This is a genomic window from Rhodobacter lacus (assembly GCF_042683065.1).
Classification (GTDB): domain Bacteria; phylum Pseudomonadota; class Alphaproteobacteria; order Rhodobacterales; family Rhodobacteraceae; genus Rhodobacter; species Rhodobacter lacus.
In genome coordinates this window covers 62291-80796 of record NZ_JBHUIX010000012.1, presented here as the reverse complement: position 1 = coordinate 80796, position 18506 = coordinate 62291, and the positions used below count along the sequence as shown (strand labels likewise).

Sequence of the window (18506 nt, the reverse complement as noted above, 5' to 3'; positions counted from 1 at the left end):
GCAGGGGAGGCCGCAAGCAACGCCTCAAGCTCCGCCTGACGCGCCGCAAGCGCCTCCATCTTCGACTTCACCCGTGCGGCAGGAATGCCTTCCAGAAGCGCATCGACCAGCTTGTCGTGGTCGCGGTTCACCTGGCGCAGCTCCGCCTCTCTCGTCGCCCGAAAGGTGTCCGCCGCCTTCTCGAGCCGGTTCCGCTCCGCCGCATATTCCTCGCAGAAGACCCGCACCGCCTCGTCGTCCATCAGATGATGCTCCAGCGCATGCAGCACCCGGCCCTCGATGTCGTCCTTCTTGATCATCGTCATGTTGGTGCAGACCGCACGGCCCTTGTTGCGAGCGCCGGAGCAGCCAAACCCGTCCTTGCCGACCTTCGCGAACCCCGAACCGCAGCAGCCGCAAACCATCAAACCCGAAAACAGATACTTCGGCCGACGACGATCCCAGATCGGCACATCGGTCCCCTTCGACTTCAGCGCCCCCTGACGAGTTCTGGCGGCCTCCCACAGCGCCTCATCGACGATCCGCAGATGCGCCACGTCGATCCTTTCGACGATCTCTTCCGGGTTCTGACGTGACACCCTTTTGCCGGTATCCGGATCCTTGGCGTAAGTGAGCCGGTTCCAGACCCGAACCCCGGCATAGAGTGGGTTGTTCAGGATCCCGGTGCCGCGTTCCCGATTGCCGTGCAGCGTCGAGGCGCTCCAATGCCTGCCGCGCGGGGCAGGGATCCCCTCGAGGTTCAATGCCTCGGCGATCTTTTTCGGCGAGAGCCCTTTGACCGCGTAATCTTCGAAAATCCGCACCACCACCGCCGCTTCCAGAGGAGCAATCTCGAGATCGCCCCGTTCCTCTTTGCCGTTCGCTTCCGCGGGGGCCAGCACCTTGTACCCGTAACTCTTTCCTCCGGCATTCTTGCCAGCCTTGATCCGGCCTTTCTGGCAGCGGCGGGTCTTCAGCGCGATGTCTCGCAACTGGATCTCGTTCATTGTCCCCTTCATACCGATCAGCATCTTGTCGATCTTGCCCTCGGTCAGGGTGTGCAGTTCGATCTTGCCGAACTCCAGATCATCGTGAAATCCTGCGATATCGGCCAGCTTGCGCGACAGTCGGTCCAGCGCTTCCGACAGAACGATATCGAACGTCCTTGCCTTTGCATCCCGCAGCAGCGCCTTGATCCCCGTGCGGAACATCGACGCCCCGGAAACGGCCTTGTCGCTGTATTCGCCAGCGATCTGCCAGCCCATCCGAAGCGCATGCTCGCGGCACGAATCCAGTTGGTCCTCGATCGAGGCGTCACGCTGCATGTCCGTTGAAAACCGCGCATAGAGCGCAACACGCTGGGGCTGGGTCATGGGTGACTCGTCCAAATAGGGCGCCCATAGGAACGCCACGATGATCGGCGGGCTGCGGCCCCCGCGCAAGAAAGAAATGCGGCCAGGGAAGGGCGCGGTCTTTACCGACGCCGCTTTGGGCTCCCAAGCTTCGTGGCAATGCCCCTGTGGGATGTGTTGCCCGTTGCCGCGCTTTGATGGTCCAACCGTGCGGCCTCCCGCGCTAGAATGCGTAAAAAGTGAAGGTAGTGGTCCCTCAACCGCGCCGTTTCGGCGGGCGAAATTGGTCGCGCGACCAATCCCGCAGTTGCCGATGTTGTCAGCACATTGACCGGCGGCGCAGATGCCGCATCCGCGTCCGGCGCATCCGGCCCGGCCTTTTTGCTGACATGCCTCGTTCGATCCCGCGCCATCGGCCGAGTTTCTCCGTTCTCGCGAACGGAAAACCGCTCGCCGCTTCAATGTATTTTCGGGGAAGGAGGGGCTTTAATTCCTTCTCCGTGCCCTTGAAGATAATCGAAAAACGGATAAGCGGTAATACCTGATTCGATTTTGAGTTGGTCAAGGGTGTGGATAACCTCATCCGCAAAAGTTCACATCCATTAAGCGACTGAAATGATGGGGCAATATTGCTTTGCGAGAGCTGTCCTTGAGTAATAGTTTTCGCGCATTTCTCTGGTTGCGAAAAATAATTTCGCATATCGGCGTTGACGCGTCGCGTGAGGCAGCTGAAAATATTCGTTGCTTGCGGTCATATTCCATTAATCCCCCGAAAAATTCGGAAACGCGATCACCTCGGCGCCGACATTGGGCGCATCCTCATATTCAGTCCCCTCCAGCATCTCGAGAATCCCGTCAGCATTGAGTTCCCGCTCCCGCATCAGGGCTTGCGCAATGCGCTGCACATAGGGCAGACGCCGGGACAGAAGGTGCGTCGCCTCGGCCTCGGCAGCATGCAGCCGGGCTTCCACGCGATCTTTCAGAAGCGGATCGGCCACCAGGAGCGGCGTGTTTTCGGTATCGTGCCAGGCGAGTCCGCTGTCGGTCAGGCACCACTCCCGCTCGATCTGCAGGGCGATCCGTGTCGCAAGCGCAAGGTCGCTGCGGCGCCCTTCGCCCGCCCCGCTGGAGGCGTTTCCGAAGAAAAGCTTTTCCGCCACCCTGCCTCCGAACAGTGCCACGAGTTCGTCATTCGCACTCCGCAGCGTGTGGAACGCCGCGCGCCGGGACTCGACGAACCCGCCCTGCCGGGTCAGGCGGACGCGACGCGGCACCGGGCGGCGCATCGCCCAGGCGGCTACGACATGGCCCGCCTCGTGAATTGCGATACGCTCCTCTTGCTCGAGATCAGGCCTCGGAGAAACTTTGTACGCCGCCGCCTGCATATCCGCTGCGGACAATGGAGCTGGACGGGGATCACATCAAGATCACGCGACGCGGTCACGTCATCGCCACCATGCCACTGCAGGCGCTGACGAAGGCGCCTGCCCTCCGGAAAGGGATGCTCGGGACTGCGCTGACCATCAATTCGCCGGAGTATGACGACGTCACGCTGAAGGGGGCGGTTCACATCGCTGCCAAAGATTTCGCGGAAGCGGTCAAGGGAGCTTGGACGCGCTTCAATCTCGCGGCCCTCGAAAAAGAGGCGGCGCTACTGGACGAGCTCCTTGCTGGGGTGCTGTCTCTGGCCGCGCCATCCCGATACCCGGCCGCGTGCCAGATCGCGCCGCTGCTGGAAGATGTCCGCGATCTGGATGCATCGCTGCTGTCGAAGCTGAATGCCGAGGCCATCGGTCCCGAGGTCGTCGCGCGCATAACACCCGTCCGGAAGTTCGCCGCCGACCCGCGAGCGGCGCGGGCGAATGCCATCGCTGCCTTCGTCACTGCAGAACTGGAGCGCTGGAAGGATTTCTTCGACACCATCGAAAGCAAGCCGCTGACGCCGGAACAGCGGCTTTCGGTCGTCGTCGATGAGGATGCGACGCTGGTTCTCGCCGGTGCCGGGTCGGGCAAGACCAGCGTCATCACCGCGAAGGCGGCCTATCTGGTCAAGGCGGGCATCCGGCAGCCGGAAGAAATCCTGCTGCTAGCCTTCGCGAAGAATGCGGCCGAGGAAATGTCGGAACGGGTCGAAGCCCGATCCGGCGTGCCTATCGTCGCGCGAACCTTTCACGCGATTGCCTACGACATCATCGGGATCGTCGAAGGGTCAAAGCCTGCCCTAGCGGATCATGCCACCGACGACATGGCCTTCACCAACCTGATCAAGCAGATCCTGAAGGACCTGGTCTACCGCCTGTCTGAAGTTTCGAAGGCGATCATCCAGTTCTTTGCGCATTTCCTAGTCGAGCCCAAGACGGAATGGGACTTCAAGACCAAGCACGACTTTTACACCCATATGGAAGCCCAAGACCTGCGGACGTTGCAGGGCGAAAAGGTCAAGAGTTACGAAGAACTGCAGATCGCCAACTGGCTGTACGAAAACGGCGTCGACTACGAATACGAGCCCCTCTACGAACACAAGGTTTCCGAGGTCGGCAGGCGCGATTACCAGCCCGATTTCCGCCTGACCGAAAGCGGCATCTACATCGAGCATTTCGGGGTGCGGCGCGAGAAGGCGCGGGACGGCAGCGAAAGGCTGGTCACGGCGCCTTTCGTGGATCGTAACGAATACCTGGCTGGCATGGACTGGAAGCGGAAGATCCACGCAGAGCATCAGACCACCCTGATCGAGACCTACAGCTATGAACGGCAGGAAGCTCGCCTGCTGATCGGCCTTGCCGAAAAGCTGGCACCGCATGTCACCCTTAACCCCCGGCCTGTGGACACGATCTATGACCGGATCGTCGAACTGAAGCAGGTCGATGACTTCTCGAAGCTGCTGGGAACCTTCCTGCGCAAGTTCAAAAGCGGCGGCTACAGCTTGCAGGATTGCGAAGCCAAGTCCAACCGGATGAAGCTTGGCAAGCGCGGGAGGGCGTTTCTCGACGTCTTCGCGCCGGTCTTCGAGGAATACCAGAAGCGCCTAGCGGGCCGGATCGACTTCGAAGACATGATCCTGCGCGCTGCGCAATATGCAGAGGACGGCCGCTATGTCAGCCCGTTCCGCCATATCTTGGTCGACGAATTCCAGGACATCTCGCAGAGCCGGGCCCGGCTGGTGAAGGCGCTGAAGGCCCAGCATCCGGATGTGCGCGTCTTTGCCGTTGGTGACGACTGGCAGTCGATTTTCCGCTTCGCCGGATCCGACATCCACCTGATGCGTCATTTCGGGCGGGAGTTCGGTGGCAGCTTCGATGGCGAGGCTGGCGTGCACAGGGGCGCGATCTCAAGCGCTCTGAAGAAGAAGCTTGCCCTGCCCATCACCGCCGAGAAGGTCGAAGGCAGGGGGACGGTCTATTTGCTTCATGGGTGAACCGAAGAGTGGGGCCCAACAGCCGTTCGTTAGGTGATAACTATCGATAGCGAACAGTACGAATTAATCTAAGCCCCGGCATTGCTGCCGGGGCTTCATATTGGTGCGGGGTGGCGGATTCGAACCGCCCGGCGGCTTCCGGCCTTGGACCTAAGGGTCTGCCCTCGATATATCGTTTGTCGTGGTACTCAATCGTTTCCATGGCCCCGCAGCGCCGCCAGAGTATCCAGTCCAGTTTTCAACGTAGTCTTCACAATTTTCATCATGATGCCTCCCAGATGCGAGTTGATGGTCAGAAACCAGTCAAAGCAGAGCCAGAAAACGACGAGCCACGAGACGACATCCCCGAAGGAGATACCCAAGGTCACCAGAGCCGAACCTTGAATTTCGTTGTTCTAGAATAGGAGTTTCGGTCTGGGTTTTCAAGGCCATCTCGTACACCGTCGGTCAGTTGGCGCGATCAGTCCCGACACGGTCAACCTCAAGACAAGCAGTCCTGGACGGTCTGCCTAGGGCAATTGAACCAATGAGGCGAACTGTACTAGCGTGTCTATCGCTACGCTTTCCGCCCCGTCGCCATCTCCCACCGTCGCACGGCGACGTCGCAATAGACCGGGTCCAGCTCCACCGCGCAGCAGCGCCGCCCAGTGCGTTCGGCGGCGATCAGCTGGGTGCCTGAACCGCAGAAGGGCTCGAACACTAGGTCGCCGGGGTCGGAGAAGGCTTCCAGCACCGCCTCGACCAGCGCCACCGGGAAGACAGCCGGGTGCGATCCCGCCGCGCCCAGCCCGCCCTTGTGGCGCATGATGCGGAACACGCTGTCCGGAATGCGGTGGCTCTGGATCGCGTTGCCGTAGCCGGTCTTGCGAAGGACCATGCCGTCGGCCCCGCGCAGGCCGCCACTACCGAGGGTCTCGCCCGCGTGCTTGCTCTCCACCGTCTTGTTCGGCTTCCGGGGCTGGCGGTTGAAGTGGAAGATGAACTCGTGTGAGGGCGCGAGGCGGCCGTTCCAGTCCCCGGGCAAGCCCGGCCCCTGGTCCCAGACATACCAGCCGAACCGCCACCAGCCCTGCGCACGCATCCAGTCGAGCCAGCCCTCCCAATACGGGATCCATTCGCCATCGCGATGGACGAGGCCGAGGTTGACCGAGGTGCTGCGGGGCATCAAAGGGCGGTTTGTCCTGTCGATCAACGACGTCACCGAGATCAGAGACATGTTCGCCTGGGCGAATATTTAGGAAGTGAAGGTCAGCTACACGTTCGGGGCGAACGCTGATCGCGCGCCGGTGCGAGGAGAGCTAATTGTCTCTGGCGCGAGCAGACATCTGGTCTGATCGTTTCGCCTCGATAAGCTTGAGCAATGTGGGATGTTGCGCAGGGGGCGTTGTGGGCAGAAAGCGACCGTTTGCTGCGAAGTTCATGAACGGCAGTTGTGCGCAGGGAGCGGACGAATAAGACCGGCCAAGCGAAACGAGCTCCGTTGGGGCTTATGAGTATCTTCGCCGTCGAGGCATCTCGCTCCTCGCGCATGACCTTAGTCATGAATTTCGACGTGGAATTGACTTTATCCGTGGCCATCTCCATATGAGCCCCCTCGGGGAGTAGCGACCGCTCTGGCAGCGGAGGCACGTCAACAGACTCGCGGAATACCGCGTGGCGTGTCTGACCTGATGGGTTTTGCAAGACCGTGGCGAGAGGGCTCTGCGGGCGGGGTCCATGCATCGCCCGGATCAGCCCTGAGGAAAATGCATGTCCCCGATCTCCATCGGCGTACTGGCCGTCTCCATGTCGCTTGATGCCTTCATTGCCGCGATGGGCAAGGGAACTACAGCCTCACGCCCCAGCTTCGCCATGACCCTGCGCACGGGGGCCATATTCGGCCTCGTCGAAGCGATTACCCCGCTCATCGGATGGGCTGCGGGAGTTGCGGCTTCCCGCTATGTCGCGGCGGTGGATCACTGGATCGCCTTCGCTTTGCTGGGCGGGGTCGGCGTTCACATGGCCTTGCAAGCCTGGACGCGGACGGAGGAAGAGGCGCCCTCCCCGTCTCTTTGGGCAACAATCGTCACCGCAATCGGCACTTCGATCGATGCGATGGCTGTCGGCGTGTCCCTTGCCTTTCTGGAGGTGAACATCTTCGTCATTGCGCTCGCGATTGGCGCCACGACGATGGTGATGAGCACAACCGGCTTGCTGGTGGGCCGCTACATCGGCGTTCGGTTCGGTCGGATCGCCGAAACGCTGGGGGGCATTGCCCTGATCTCCATTGGGACCATGATCCTCTGGGAACATATTTCCGTGCCAGCATGATCATTGGCCGCTGCATGAGACGCCTTCGCCACAACAACGTGAAAGGGTTCGGAGCAAATTTCGCCCCCCCCCGACCACGCCATTCGAGTTGCCCTGCTGCGACAGGTGCCCGTGCCCCAGAGCCGCAGGCCCCGCAGGGCGAAGCATAAGGCCTTGTGAAGGCGCGAGGGGCGGGAAGCGGCATTGCATCCGCTTACTGGTCCATGGCGATCGACGCGATGCGCAGGGGGCGAGACGGCGAAGGAGCAATGCACTCATCGACATCGCTTCGAAAGCAAATAGAACGGCAGCCGCCGTCATCGGCGATAGGACTAGTTTCTATAACTATCGCCGCCCACATTAAGCCCTTGCCATGCGCACACCTGTCGAGGCATTCACATTAGCAGCTTAACCTGAGCAGGTTCAGATGGGTCAATACATACTACTCTATCGAGTCACAACGAGAGGCGTTTACAATCGGCCCTGCCAGCTAAGCATGATGCCACGCGCCGACGCGGCGGGTGGAGAGTCGGCGTTCATGGCGCGCGCGGCAGCAATTTGCCAGCTTTACTAAAGACGATATTCACGAAATATGATCAGAAGTCCCATGCGGAGAAAGTGCGAGACATTGGGGAAAAGTATGTCTGTGTCATGTATTTTTGGCGAGCAATTAAATGCATGACGCAAGCGACCAAGCCAGCCCGTCGAGGCTAGTCGAGCAAAAAACAGTGCCGGCCCTCTTCGACAAGTGGATAGGTGAGAGGATCCCAGTTTTTCTTGGGACAAATTACCTTTCACAAGAATTGCCGTTTTCTAACTGGTACCGCTTCAAAGAGGCGTTCTCGCCAGAAATCGTCAAGCAGGCAATAACTGAACATCCTGTATCCGTCGAAACCTGCCTCGATCCCTTTTCAGGATCTGGCACAACAGCACTCACGGCCCAATTTATGGGGATATCAAGTGTTTCGTTCGAAGTGAATCCGTTCTTGGCCGATCTTGGTCGGGCAAAAGTCGAAACATATGACGTTAAGGAAATCCATGCGGCTTTTGATGAAATTATGGCAGTCGCAGAAAAATTAGGAAGCGCGTCAGATGTTTTCTCAGAAACGTGGCTTCCTGAAACCTTCGTGGAGCCCGGAAAAAATGGAAAGTGGCTCTTCAATGTAGATGTCGCTCATAGGGTTCTTACCCTTCGAAAAGCGATATCCAGCCTTCCAAATCCAGCCCAAAGACGGCTTTTTCGGGTCATTTTGGGGAGTTCTCTTATCGAAAATTCAAATGTAACAATCAATGGCAAGGGGAGGCGTTATCGAAATAAATGGCAGTACCGGTCGAAGACTGGTAGTGATCTGATGCGCACCTTTCAGATGCGCGCAGCGCAATGCTTTGTTGATATTGAGAAGTTTAGCCTGAAGTCAGCGACTGTTGCTAATATAGAGCTTCAAGACATCCGCGACCAAAACTTATGCTTCCCGAAATTCGATGTTTCAGTGTTTTCACCGCCATACCCGAACTCGTTCGACTACACAGATGTCTACAATGTTGAGCTTTGGATGATGGGATATTTGAAGAGTCGTGAGAATAATATAGAGTTGAGAAAAAAGACGATCACTTCTCATCTGCAAGTAACAAGGCCTTTCTCAGTATTGGCAGAAAAGCCCGCTTCTCTAATGCAGGCTCTGTTCGAATTAGAGAAACGAAGGGAACATCTCTGGGATAAAAGAATCACAGGTATGCTGGAAACATACTTCTTTGAAATGTCTAACCTCTTGAGGAGGCTCTTGACATCCAAGAAGCCTAAAGGCCGAGTGTGGATCATTGTTGGAAACAGCCAGTACGCTGGCGTTGAGATTGAAACGGGGCAAATCTTGGCTGAAATTGCCGAAGACATGGGGTTTTCCATAGTAATGAATGAAGTGAGCCGGAAACTACGTACTTCCCCTCAGCAAGGCGGAGCTCCCAAACTAGGGGAGTCGATTCTCGTTCTCGGGTAGCTTAAATAAACTTGGTTAAATCTTTTATCTGCATCGCCTCCCTATCCCAAAAGGCAACGCTGCTTCGAGGGACCGCTTGTCCAAATGCTGTCGCCACTTTGACCTCGTAAAGATTATCTCTGTCAGACCGCTTCTTTACTTGATCATGATCATAGGCAGATGAAACATCGAGATAGTAATCCGCTGAATTGATTAACGCTTGAAGCAACGGAGTAGATCTATGCGCTACTGACATGACGTCTGCTGAAAGCAAGGGAGCCCCCCCCATTCCAAGCACCTCAAAATGCGAATGAGTTGTAACGACGTTGACACCTAAGCGTCGAAACATTTCGGAAAGCATCGGCCAAATTAATGTACTCTTTTCAAGCAGAGGAAACTGTAGAAAGACATTATGCAAGCCGTCAAGAAGAACGCTGTCAAATGGATAGCCTTGAAGCTCCGCTGCTCGCAATTCGTCTGCGATCTTAGTGAGCAGAACTTCTGGTGCAAGATAGCCAGGATAAAACGTCAGCGTAGAAAAATTGAAATCCGGTCGCGAATAATTCGTCGCGCTATCAGAGAATTTTGATTGCTTGATTTTCGAAACCAATCCAGAGTAGTAAGACTCTGGGTAGAGAAAGGAAATAATAAGGCATCTTCGTGCAGGGCAAATTGGTCCTGCATTGTTTGTGTCCATAAAACTGAGCGTACGCTCCTCTCTCGGCGTGAGTGGAGATGTAAGGAGTCGCAGCGCAAAACCCGCTTTGCCACCGCTTCCTTTTCCGGCGATTACTGTGTGAGATTTGTTGAAAATTTTCAGCGACGGATTCTGGCAAAGCAAAAAGTCGAAAACAAAATTGCTGTCAGGCTGCTGCCAGTTTCGTGACTTGAACTGCTCTACAGTTGCTTCAAGATTCGGGTAAAAGCGAACGCCATCCCGTTTTGAAATATGGAACTTGTGTGTGCCCGTGTTGGAGAATTGGCGGCGTGTTTTGGTTAGACTTGCAGAACGCAGCGGCTTGTGAGGGGCTTCCGAGTCTTGATTGTTGTCTAGATTGACAACTACATCTACTAAATAGTCTAGAGAATTAAAAACCGGCGTGTCAAAATCTGCAGAGACCAAAATTACTAGTACGTTGAGTTTGCGATATTTTTCGATCAACCGATGCAGCTCAGATATTGGACTCGAGCTTGCTTGTTCACATTCCTGCGGTTCATGCAAGAGCCGTTCGTGCGCATCTCGGTCAACGAGTTCGTGTACTCCGTCCAGAACGACAACATAAGGGACAGTACCTGGCGCACGATAGCGAGGCCGGTCACTTTGCTCAGCTCCATACTGCTCCATTATTTGATCAACGAATGACAGCGCATCCTCGAAATTACTTTGAGTGTCATTGCTGTCTAAGTGGTAGGTGTGAAACCAAGCGTTTTTGTAATCTGCGGTTCCGCCACTATTCTCCGAAGACTTGCCAGAAGCCCCCTCTACTGATTTGCTTGAGAATGCTCTATTCTTGCGAATAAAGGCAGGCGTAACCGTGGATATTCTGTCAAGAAGATCATCCCGCTCTTCTTCGCATGAGAGATAGAATGTTTCCGTTCCAAGCGGCGCCAAGCCCACACAAGCTGCAAGAGCTAAACTTGTTTTGCCGCTCCCACTTTTGCCGCTAATTCTGACTACTGCACCGCCATGCTCAGTGAGGCGTATGCCTCCAGCAAAAACGGTTTTTGCACCAGGAACTGGAAATGGAATTCCTTCGAGATCATTTAAAATTTGCGGTATCGACGGCAAATCGCTCGGCGACACAGTAAGCTTAATTTCATACCCGTAATCGTCGCGACGGTTAGTTGACTTCTTCGGCAAGATATCCAGCGTTTTCCCGCTCAAAAACTCATTTACAGAAAATAGTCGGTACTCGTTGCGGCTTGGACCGCGAGCCAACGGCGCGCGTGACAGGCTTATCTTTGCAAGACCCAATGACGCCAAGTAGTGCCCCACTATAAAATGTATTGGCTTTGTTATATTCGTAGACTCCCTCTTGTCCGAATAAGAAGCCATCGTTTTTAGTGTGTCGCCGATCGATTTATAGTCTATTTGTTCGGCGATGTATTCATACAAGTTTTGGGTAGTGCTCGGAGGAAAACTGCGCGCTGTTGCTGCAAAAATTTCCGCCCTCACAACAGCATGTGCGTACGCTTCACTTGCGAGATAGTCCTCTGACGTCAGCAAACGCCTAATGAAGAGCAGAGGCGAAGGAATCCGTATTTGTTCCCTAGTAACGTCAGCCTTTTCCAATAGGGGGTATTGATTATAAGTGAAGCCTTGAAACATCTGTTCCAATAAAAGGAACGCTCGAGTTTTCAGAGCTTTCTCTTTGGCTGCGCCCAATGCACGAGCCGTCTCATATACGCCTGCGCGTCCTCCAGATATGTGGTCATCATATCGAGTTGAATGCCTTGCAAGACTGTGAAAGCAGCCATTTACTGCAGCTATAAAGTTCACCTCGTCTGTATATTGCTCCTTTGCATTGACAAAAATGTATGCAGCATCAAACCACTCCCCAAAAATATTTCGAGAAATATCCCCAAAGGGCCGTTCAATTAAGAAATCCTCATCCGTTATTCGCCTTTTTGAGGGCTTCATTCCCATCGACGCCACCTTATCCACAAGCTAACGCAAGTTGGCCATCTGGAGATACGAGTTTTTTACTATATCCAATATCCCGAATGATCGCTTGCGAGGGGATATCGAAGTGCTTTCTTCTGCCCGCAGTTTTTTGCACTTTTACGACACCATTCGCCACTATTCCGCCGATTCTTTTCTCGGCGGCCTCAAGGAGTCCTTTTTGAGCAGCCTTATCATTTATTTCTCGCGCAATGTTCGCAATCTGCTTGCGGAGCTCCGCTGAAGACCCATATGCAATGCGCATTTCTGGAAGTAATGCACGGAGGCTCTGCCAAGCCATCTTCGGCTGGTTGCCATTTACCAATTCTACTAAATGTGCGGTAATGAGACTTGGGTTTCCATTCTGATATGCATTCAGGAGCAATTCTGCCCAAAGCTTTGGGGTTGCCTCTTTCAGAACTTTTTCATTCAAGACATCTGATGGAAGTAGGCCACCTGCGGCTTTTCCCATGGCTCGCAATCCGTGATATCGAGCCATAGGCGGCAAGTTTGGGGAATTAGTCGCCAGTTCCGCTCGGATGCTCTCAGAGAGCTCTTCGGACGCAAGTTCCCACTTGGAGACAACGTTCGCCAGCAAGAACCACTTGCGCTCGATGTCAGTTAGGTTGGAGGCGATAACGCTCTGTAGTTCATCAAGTTTGTCCTGCAGGGAGTGGCGCGCATTGTCCATCGCCTTCGACACATACACGTCTACCATCGTGACGCCTGCACGGTCTTCTTTGCCGGCGATTGTCTCCTCAAAGGCTTGAAGAAGGTTCATTCTCGTCCCCGTTAGTTGACGAACACATAGACGTTTTTTACCGCTCTGGAAAGTAGGGGAGGCTCGGAAACGATTTCCCTTAGCCCCCCTAGGGCGACCGCTGATTCGGGCCCGTGAGGTAGCGGTTGCGTACGTCCACCGATAATCCAAATCTTCTTTACAGAATCATAACTTCCGTCTAGCGCTGTTGGCCGTTTGCCACCTTCAAACTCACTTCCCGCCAACGCAAAGCCCACGAACTCAAGGCCTTTCGGATACTCATAAGGCTGATGTCCCCAGAGGAGGGGCTCTGGCAGCCCTAATCGACATGGAAGCGTCGAACACTCCGAGGAGCCAAGCAGGGTTCTCGCATCTCCTTCATCCGCCTCAAACAGCCATGTTGGACGCCCCGCCACTGCGCAGTCTGGCAGTTGATCGAAAACTTCCTCCTCGAACCATAGCAACGCCTCTCTTTTGCTTAGTGGGGCGCCAGGCAGAGCCAGGGCCCGTATCCGCTCCTCTATCTCTGTCGTGGAGTAGATCGAATGGGCGCCAGAAAGTGCGTTTAACCTCTTCGATAGATACGAAGTAATAGCATCGATCCGTTTGATATGGCCGACCCATTCAACTGAACTTAGCTCAACCGCCTGAACCCCTACAAGTCGATTGGCCGCAGCAAAGTAATCAAACGCACTTTCCACTTGGAGCTCATCAGCACCCTGACAATGCTGCAGGGCTTCCTTGGTCTTGGAATCGTCCAAATTTTCATCATCAACGAGTCTTTGTCTAACTATCGCATCGAGAAAAGGCGTTTCGATGTCCTCTATTTTCATTGGTAAATCATCCAGCTGCCTGCAATTTCAGCGGTATAAGTTACGATTGCACTTCTGCTCTCCGTTTGCAATAGCTTGGAGCGCGCCGGGCGTGCATGAGGACGCAATGACTTCTGTTTGGAGTAGAGCGCGTTCTGAGCTTTGAAGCACTCGAATTGGCTCTTCGGCAGTCCTCGCTCGGACTGGCAGTCCACACTACTCGGTTAGCGGTATCGGTCGCACGAGGCACCTCTTCATACTTATGATGTCCGTCCTCTGCGCATTGCGTCGATGCGGCCAGACGAATTTCGAGAAAGGCTTGCTGCGACGCAAGCTATCGCAGAAGTCGCTCTATCTTTACCCTCGCGAGCTTGCACGGCAGTAGCAGTTCTTGTTTTCTATCACTGGTCTATCGACCAATGCCAAGCAGACGCCGCTCATTGCGGGAACCAGTCGCAAGATTCGGCTGATTAAAGCCACTCCTCAATCGCCGCTATCACGGCCTCCTCATCCGCGGACGAGATCCCAAGGAACGGCCGGGCCGGGATGTCGCCCCAGAGGATCGAGTGGAAATGCCGTCGGCCGCGCTTATCGAGGCCCATGAAGGCTCCGAAGGCGCCTTTCTCGGCCCCGAACTGCATCACGGCCGACTGGATCGCGCGCGAGCTGATCCGGGCCCAGTCTTCGCCCGAGGCGGTGGCGAAGTTGGTGATCGCGCTCAGGCTCTTCGTCGGCCCGATCAGGGGTTTGAAGGAAACCGGCTCCTTGCGTGCCTCGTAGGCGGCGATCGTGGTCGAGCTCTTCGGCGCCCAGGGCGTGCCGTCGGGCGCGGTGCCGGTCTGGAACCGTTCGACGGTGCTGTCGAGCAGCAGCTCGGCGATCTGCGCCATCAGATCGGCCTGGTTCGCGAGCTTGCCCTCGATCCCGTCCAGCGTGGCGGTGATCTGCTTGTCATTCACTTCTACGGCGAACATGGCTATACTCCTTGGGCTGGCGCGGGACATCGACCGCTGCGGATCGGCCGTGGGTACGCCTAGGGCGTAAAGGTCGGGGACGCGCCAGTCTTCTTCACCCACATCGTGACGAGCGAGAGCCGACGGCGGCCTGTGAGCAGCTCGAACACGGCGACGAGCGTCTCATCGCCGAAGCGTTTCGAGAGCATGAGGCGCGGCCCCCGCCCGGGTTTCTGGTCTGCGGCCTCCATGGAATCGGGCGCGTTCAGGAGGGCGCCGAGCCGCGCAAAGTCATAGGGCTTCAGCGCCCGCTGCCCCCTGATGCGTTCGAGCTCCGGGGTGCCATGTTCGGCGAGGGCGTGCCGGACAGCACCTTGCTCTACTATATAGTCATAGAGCGCAGGCTTGAGCGGCCTCCCCAGAGCCTCTTCGATCGCGGCGGCGTCGTGCGTGGTGACGAGCCCGAGTGTCCGTTGCGGCTCGACCAGGACATCGGGCGAGATCGGGGCCCCGCCACGTTCGCCCATCACGCGCTCGACCCAACGGCGGGTGGCATCGGCGGTGGACGGTGCATCGCGGAACCCGGTGGCGATGAGCCTGTTCACGCCCAGCGCCTCGGCGAGCGACAAAACCGCGCCCATGTCCCAGCCGATCACTGCGCCGGGTACGAGGCGCAGCTGTCCGCCGAGGCGCTGCACCATATCCCAGATCTGAGCGCCCTCGACCGTCTGCGGCTGGTTCAGTCTTGCGGGACAGTTGGGGCAGGGGCCCTGGCAGGCCGCGCAATAGCCTTCGCCCCCGCCGAAGGACCAGTCGGCGAGGGCGCGGAGGCGTTTTTTTCGGCATCCAGCATCAGGCCGCGCGCGACGTAGCGGGTTTGAAACGCCTCGAACTCCGGCCAGATGTCGAGAAGCGCGTCGATGCCCTCGGGCAGAGCGGCAAGATCGGGATCGGCGCGCGCCGCCACCATCAGAGCGGTCGTGAGCGGCGCAAGCTTCAGCCCCAGGCCCGGGGCAAGGTCCAGCCATTCGGGCTGGCTCGAGAGGTTCAGACGGATCATGGGGCGGCCTTTCTCCAAAAGAAAAGCGACGTGTCGGGGCACGTCGCTTGCGGGACAGGGAAGGGATGTCCTCGATGGCGCGCAGCACCTCGCGGACCTTGCTTTGCACGTTCGTGCTTGCGGTGCCGAGCACGAAGTCGACCGAGATCTGCGCGAGGCCGAATTCGGTGAAGTAGTTGTAGAGCGTTGTGCCCGCACCATCCTTCACGATGCCGCACAGCGCGTTCATCTCCATGAATTCCCGCGTCTGGGCATGCTTGCGGCGCATCAGCATGAGCTTGCGGTTCATCACCTCGACGAGCGGATCGGCCGCATTGAAGGCGCCGAGCGCAGGTTGCCCCTGGATGTCTGCGGGCAGGATCACGTCGTCATGAGGGATCCAGGGCAGGGCGAAGCTGCGCATCGAGCGGCCTTCCCGGGTGCCGACGGTGGCGGGGCCGCCCAGAGGGACGGAGGGCAGGAAGCTCAGGACGCCTTCGTGCTGTTCGATGATGACGGACCGCTGGCTGACGCCTTCGAAGCGGAAGAGGCCGATCTGGCCGAGGCGGGTGTAGAGGTTGGGCAGGATGTTGATGGCCTGCGTCATCTCGGCCAGCGAATAGCCGCCTGCGTCGAAAGGATTGCGGACGAGGGTCATGATGGGGCTCCGAGGGTGAAGGGGATCAGACGCCGTCGCGGGCGATGATCCCGACGGCGGCCAGCTGGCCAATCTTGGTGGTGATCTTCGCGGCATCATCGACGGTGGCGTCATAGGCGAGCCCCGCGCGCGAGACGATGGCGGGGCCGCGGGCAACGACAATGCCGGTAGCGTCGGCCAATGTGGCGTCGACGGCATAGAGAAGGACGGCTGTGGCGGTTTGCGCGCCATCCGTGCCACCGCTGGTCGTCAGCTTGTATTTGCCGTTGGCGGTGATTTTGCCCAGCACCGAGCCGACGGGATAGGGCATGCCCGCGAGCAGCGTCACCACTTCGCGGGTGTAGTTCGGGTTGACCTCATATTTGAGGACATCGCCCGTGCTGGGCGGTTCCGTCAGGACGGGCATGGTTCAGTCTCCAGGATGCTGGGGTTAGGCACTACGCGGTTGGGCGGGCGCGGACGTGATCGGCTTCGGTATCCGCGCGAGGCGGCGGCTGATTTCTTCGCGGCCGCCACGACGGGGCTATCCTTCGCGCCCGCCGCGGGGGCGGTGGCGATAATGCCCGCGGCATCGCTGCTGGCAGCGAGATCGGCCAGGACCTTGGCGCGGAGCGCCTCGGGCTTCACGCCATTGGCCACGGCATCGGCAGCATCGATCTGGATGCCCAGGCGTGCCACCTGTGCACAGACTTGCGCGACCTTGGACGCTTCGGCGCGGATCGCCTCGGGCGACATGACGACCGCCGTGGTTTGCGGCGGTGCGATCGCCGCGGGCACCGCCGGTTCCGGCGGGGTGGCGGCGGCAGGCGCGGCAGCAGGCTGCGCATCGTCTTCGGGGGGGGGCATCATCGGGCCCTCTCCCTTGGGGTTAGATTTGAAGGTGGTTGTGCCGCGGGGTGCGGCGGCGAAGGCGGTGACGGGATCGGCCACCTCATCGGCGAGACCGGCAAAGGCGGCCGCCTCGCCGCGGAACACGGCAGCTTCGGTGCCCAGCGCGCGTAGGGTGTCGAGGCGCTGTCCACGACCTTCGGCGACGGTTTCGGCGAAGAGCTGGCGCAGGTCCTCAAGCTCGCCCGCGATCCGGGCGCGGATGGCCTCGGGCAGAGGCTGGTAGGGGTTCGCATCGACCTTGCGGGCGCCTGCATGGATCAGCCGAACCTCGTGGCCGAGATTGCCGATGGCCCGGCCCCAGTGATGCGAACTCGCATAGGCCTCCATCACCACCACGCATGGCGGCTGCGCTGCCATGAACTTCAGCAGTTGCGCGCGCGACAGCTTGCGGCGAAACACGGCTGATCCGTCGGGCCCTGCGCCATGTGCCTGAAACACGTTCTTGGCCAAATCCAGGCCGATGATGCTAGGCCGTGTTGACAAAACGGATTCCCCATCGCGGTCGGCTGTGACTCAAGATCATCTGTATGTGGGAGGTGACTTTGGCCGCAACCTGATGTCCGACGACGAATGGGCATTCTTTGAGGGCTTCATCCGAGCCGTCCGGCATCCGAACGGGCGCAAGCCTGCGGACCATCGGCTTGTTCTGGATGGTATTTTCTGGATCGCGCGGACCGGCGCGCCGTGGCGGGACCTGCCAGAGGAGTTTGGCAAATGGTCATCTGTCACCCGGCAGTTCCGGCGCTGGACACTCGCCGGGCTGTGGGAGAATGTCTTGGATGGCTTGAACCACGCGGGGCGCTGGCGCCCGACAAGCTCCAGATGGTCGACAGCACTGTGATCAGGGCCCATCATCATGCGGCGGGCGCAAAAGGGGGACTCCGAAAGAAGCTTTTGGCCGTTCAAGGGGTGGGTTCTCGACCAAGATCCATTTGTGCGTCAACGGCGCCGGCCTCCCGATGAGAACCGAGATCACGCCGGGGCAAGAGTCCGACGACACCGGATATGATCTGGTGATGGCAGACAACCTGCCACAACCTGCCGTTCTGGTCGCTGACAGGGGCTATGACTCTGATAAAATTCGAGAAGATCTTGAAAGTTGTGATGCCCTACCGATGATACCGATGCGCAAGAACCGGAAGGCTCGCAAAGTCGTCGACATGGCCATCTACACGTTGCGCAACATGGTCGAGCGCTGCTTCAACAAGTTGAAGAACAGCCGTCGCCTGGCAACCCGTTACGACAAAACCGCAGACAGTGTCCTCGGCTTCATGGACATCGCCTGCATCAGGCTCTGGCTCCGCCATTTGTCAGCATGACCTACCGAAAACACCTTGAAGGCGCGAATGGTTTTCCGTTCGCGAGAACGGAGAAACTCGGCCGATGGCACGGGAACAAAAAAGACATGTCAGCAAGGGGGCCGGCGCAGAGACCCCGGACATCAGCGCGGCAGCTGCGCTGCGGGTCGATTTGCTCGCGACAACGGCAACCGCCGCACTGATCACGCGACCGATTTCACCAGCCGAAACGGCGCGGGACCGGGAAAGGCATGTCATGGCACGCAAGCGGACAGAACGCGGGAAGGACAGGGCGGCACAGTCCCCCGTCAGGCCGACGGACGGGACGCAGTTCGAAGGAGATTGCGCCCTGCTGCTTGCCTTCCTCCGTGCCCTTGCCCGGGAAGTGGCACGGGCCGACCACGCCGATACGTCCCCAAAGACCG

General features: G+C 57.9%; 14 protein-coding genes and 2 pseudogenes. 4 read left to right on the top strand and 12 right to left on the bottom strand.

The genetic code is table 11. The features are described 5' to 3' along the window. Nucleotides 1–1352: recombinase family protein (locus ACFSM0_RS12195; protein WP_377390726.1), on the bottom strand; the 1352-nt coding region annotated here is incomplete at its 3' end. A gap of 740 nt (nucleotides 1353–2092) precedes the next feature. Further along, nucleotides 2093–2716 (bottom strand): ATP-dependent metallopeptidase FtsH/Yme1/Tma family protein, encoded by a 624-nt coding sequence (locus tag ACFSM0_RS12190; protein WP_377390724.1) that lies wholly within the window; start codon nucleotides 2714–2716, stop codon nucleotides 2093–2095. Between the two features lie 14 nt (nucleotides 2717–2730). Between ACFSM0_RS12190 and ACFSM0_RS12185 the strand changes: the two genes are divergently transcribed. Next, entirely contained in the window at nucleotides 2731–4746 is a 2016-nt protein-coding gene (locus ACFSM0_RS12185) for a UvrD-helicase domain-containing protein (protein WP_377390722.1), read from the top strand. Between the two features lie 556 nt (nucleotides 4747–5302). Here ACFSM0_RS12185 and ACFSM0_RS12180 read toward each other — a convergent pair. After that, nucleotides 5303–5962, bottom strand: a complete 660-nt coding sequence (locus tag ACFSM0_RS12180) for a DNA-methyltransferase (protein WP_377390720.1) — start codon at nucleotides 5960–5962, stop codon at nucleotides 5303–5305. 533 nt (nucleotides 5963–6495) lie between these two features. On the opposite strand from ACFSM0_RS12180, the gene ACFSM0_RS12175 reads away from it, so the two are divergent. Next, nucleotides 6496–7056: a manganese efflux pump MntP gene (locus tag ACFSM0_RS12175; RefSeq protein ID WP_377390718.1), complete on the top strand. Its 561-nt coding sequence runs from the start codon at nucleotides 6496–6498 to the stop codon at nucleotides 7054–7056. A 653-nt stretch (nucleotides 7057–7709) separates the two neighbouring features. Further along, nucleotides 7710–9029, top strand: a complete 1320-nt coding sequence (locus ACFSM0_RS12170) for a hypothetical protein (RefSeq protein WP_377390716.1) — start codon at nucleotides 7710–7712, stop codon at nucleotides 9027–9029. A gap of 1 nt (nucleotide 9030) precedes the next feature. On the opposite strand, the gene ACFSM0_RS12165 is transcribed toward ACFSM0_RS12170, so the two are convergent. The 9 genes and pseudogenes from ACFSM0_RS12165 to ACFSM0_RS12125 form a co-directional block, all read right to left on the bottom strand. After that, nucleotides 9031–11655, bottom strand: coding sequence for an RAD55 family ATPase (locus tag ACFSM0_RS12165; protein ID WP_377390714.1), 2625 nt, complete (start codon nucleotides 11653–11655; stop codon nucleotides 9031–9033). Between the two features lie 10 nt (nucleotides 11656–11665). Then, a complete protein-coding gene (locus ACFSM0_RS12160) occupies nucleotides 11666–12451 on the bottom strand; it encodes a hypothetical protein (protein ID WP_377390712.1) in 786 nt (261 codons plus the stop codon). 11 nt (nucleotides 12452–12462) lie between these two features. Next, complete coding sequence (locus tag ACFSM0_RS12155; RefSeq protein WP_377390710.1) at nucleotides 12463–13263, bottom strand: hypothetical protein; 801 nt, start codon at nucleotides 13261–13263, stop codon at nucleotides 12463–12465. 449 nt (nucleotides 13264–13712) lie between these two features. Beyond that, a complete protein-coding gene (locus ACFSM0_RS12150) occupies nucleotides 13713–14216 on the bottom strand; it encodes a phage virion morphogenesis protein (protein ID WP_377390708.1) in 504 nt (167 codons plus the stop codon). Nucleotides 14217–14275: 59 nt separating this feature from the next. Beyond that, on the bottom strand, nucleotides 14276–14836 hold the full coding sequence (locus ACFSM0_RS12145; protein ID WP_465270046.1) for a PBECR3 domain-containing polyvalent protein: 561 nt from the start codon (nucleotides 14834–14836) through the stop codon (nucleotides 14276–14278). Between the two features lie 98 nt (nucleotides 14837–14934). Continuing rightward, nucleotides 14935–15255 (bottom strand): hypothetical protein, encoded by a 321-nt coding sequence (locus ACFSM0_RS12140; protein WP_377390732.1) that lies wholly within the window; start codon nucleotides 15253–15255, stop codon nucleotides 14935–14937. A gap of 67 nt (nucleotides 15256–15322) precedes the next feature. Beyond that, nucleotides 15323–15892, bottom strand: a pseudogene (locus ACFSM0_RS12135) (major capsid protein); the annotation flags it as partial. A 25-nt stretch (nucleotides 15893–15917) separates the two neighbouring features. Beyond that, nucleotides 15918–16298: a head decoration protein gene (locus ACFSM0_RS12130; protein WP_377390706.1), complete on the bottom strand. Its 381-nt coding sequence runs from the start codon at nucleotides 16296–16298 to the stop codon at nucleotides 15918–15920. Continuing rightward, nucleotides 16286–17266, bottom strand: a complete 981-nt coding sequence (locus ACFSM0_RS12125) for a S49 family peptidase (protein WP_377390704.1) — start codon at nucleotides 17264–17266, stop codon at nucleotides 16286–16288. Before ACFSM0_RS12125 ends, ACFSM0_RS12130 begins: the two co-directional genes overlap by 13 nt. A 73-nt stretch (nucleotides 17267–17339) precedes the next feature. On the opposite strand from ACFSM0_RS12125, the pseudogene ACFSM0_RS12120 reads away from it, so the two are divergent. Then, nucleotides 17340–18102: pseudogene (locus tag ACFSM0_RS12120) on the top strand (IS5 family transposase). The last annotated feature ends 404 nt before the right edge of the window (nucleotides 18103–18506 follow it).

Excerpts from the sequence above, each read along its gene's own strand:
- ACFSM0_RS12190 (WP_377390724.1), bottom strand. The coding sequence starts at position 2,716 with ATGCAGGCGGCGGCGTACAAAGTTTCTCCGAGGCCTGATCTCGAGCAA.
- ACFSM0_RS12185 (WP_377390722.1), top strand. The coding sequence starts at position 2,731 with ATGGAGCTGGACGGGGATCACATCAAGATCACGCGACGCGGTCACGTC.
- ACFSM0_RS12180 (WP_377390720.1), bottom strand. The coding sequence starts at position 5,962 with ATGTCTCTGATCTCGGTGACGTCGTTGATCGACAGGACAAACCGCCCT.
- ACFSM0_RS12175 (WP_377390718.1), top strand. The coding sequence starts at position 6,496 with ATGTCCCCGATCTCCATCGGCGTACTGGCCGTCTCCATGTCGCTTGAT.
- ACFSM0_RS12170 (WP_377390716.1), top strand. The coding sequence starts at position 7,710 with ATGCATGACGCAAGCGACCAAGCCAGCCCGTCGAGGCTAGTCGAGCAA.
- ACFSM0_RS12165 (WP_377390714.1), bottom strand. The coding sequence starts at position 11,655 with ATGGGAATGAAGCCCTCAAAAAGGCGAATAACGGATGAGGATTTCTTA.
- ACFSM0_RS12160 (WP_377390712.1), bottom strand. The coding sequence starts at position 12,451 with ATGAACCTTCTTCAAGCCTTTGAGGAGACAATCGCCGGCAAAGAAGAC.
- ACFSM0_RS12155 (WP_377390710.1), bottom strand. The coding sequence starts at position 13,263 with ATGAAAATAGAGGACATCGAAACGCCTTTTCTCGATGCGATAGTTAGA.
- ACFSM0_RS12150 (WP_377390708.1), bottom strand. The coding sequence starts at position 14,216 with ATGTTCGCCGTAGAAGTGAATGACAAGCAGATCACCGCCACGCTGGAC.
- ACFSM0_RS12145 (WP_465270046.1), bottom strand. The coding sequence starts at position 14,836 with ATGGGCGCGGTTTTGTCGCTCGCCGAGGCGCTGGGCGTGAACAGGCTC.
- ACFSM0_RS12140 (WP_377390732.1), bottom strand. The coding sequence starts at position 15,255 with ATGATCCGTCTGAACCTCTCGAGCCAGCCCGAATGGCTGGACCTTGCC.
- ACFSM0_RS12130 (WP_377390706.1), bottom strand. The coding sequence starts at position 16,298 with ATGCCCGTCCTGACGGAACCGCCCAGCACGGGCGATGTCCTCAAATAT.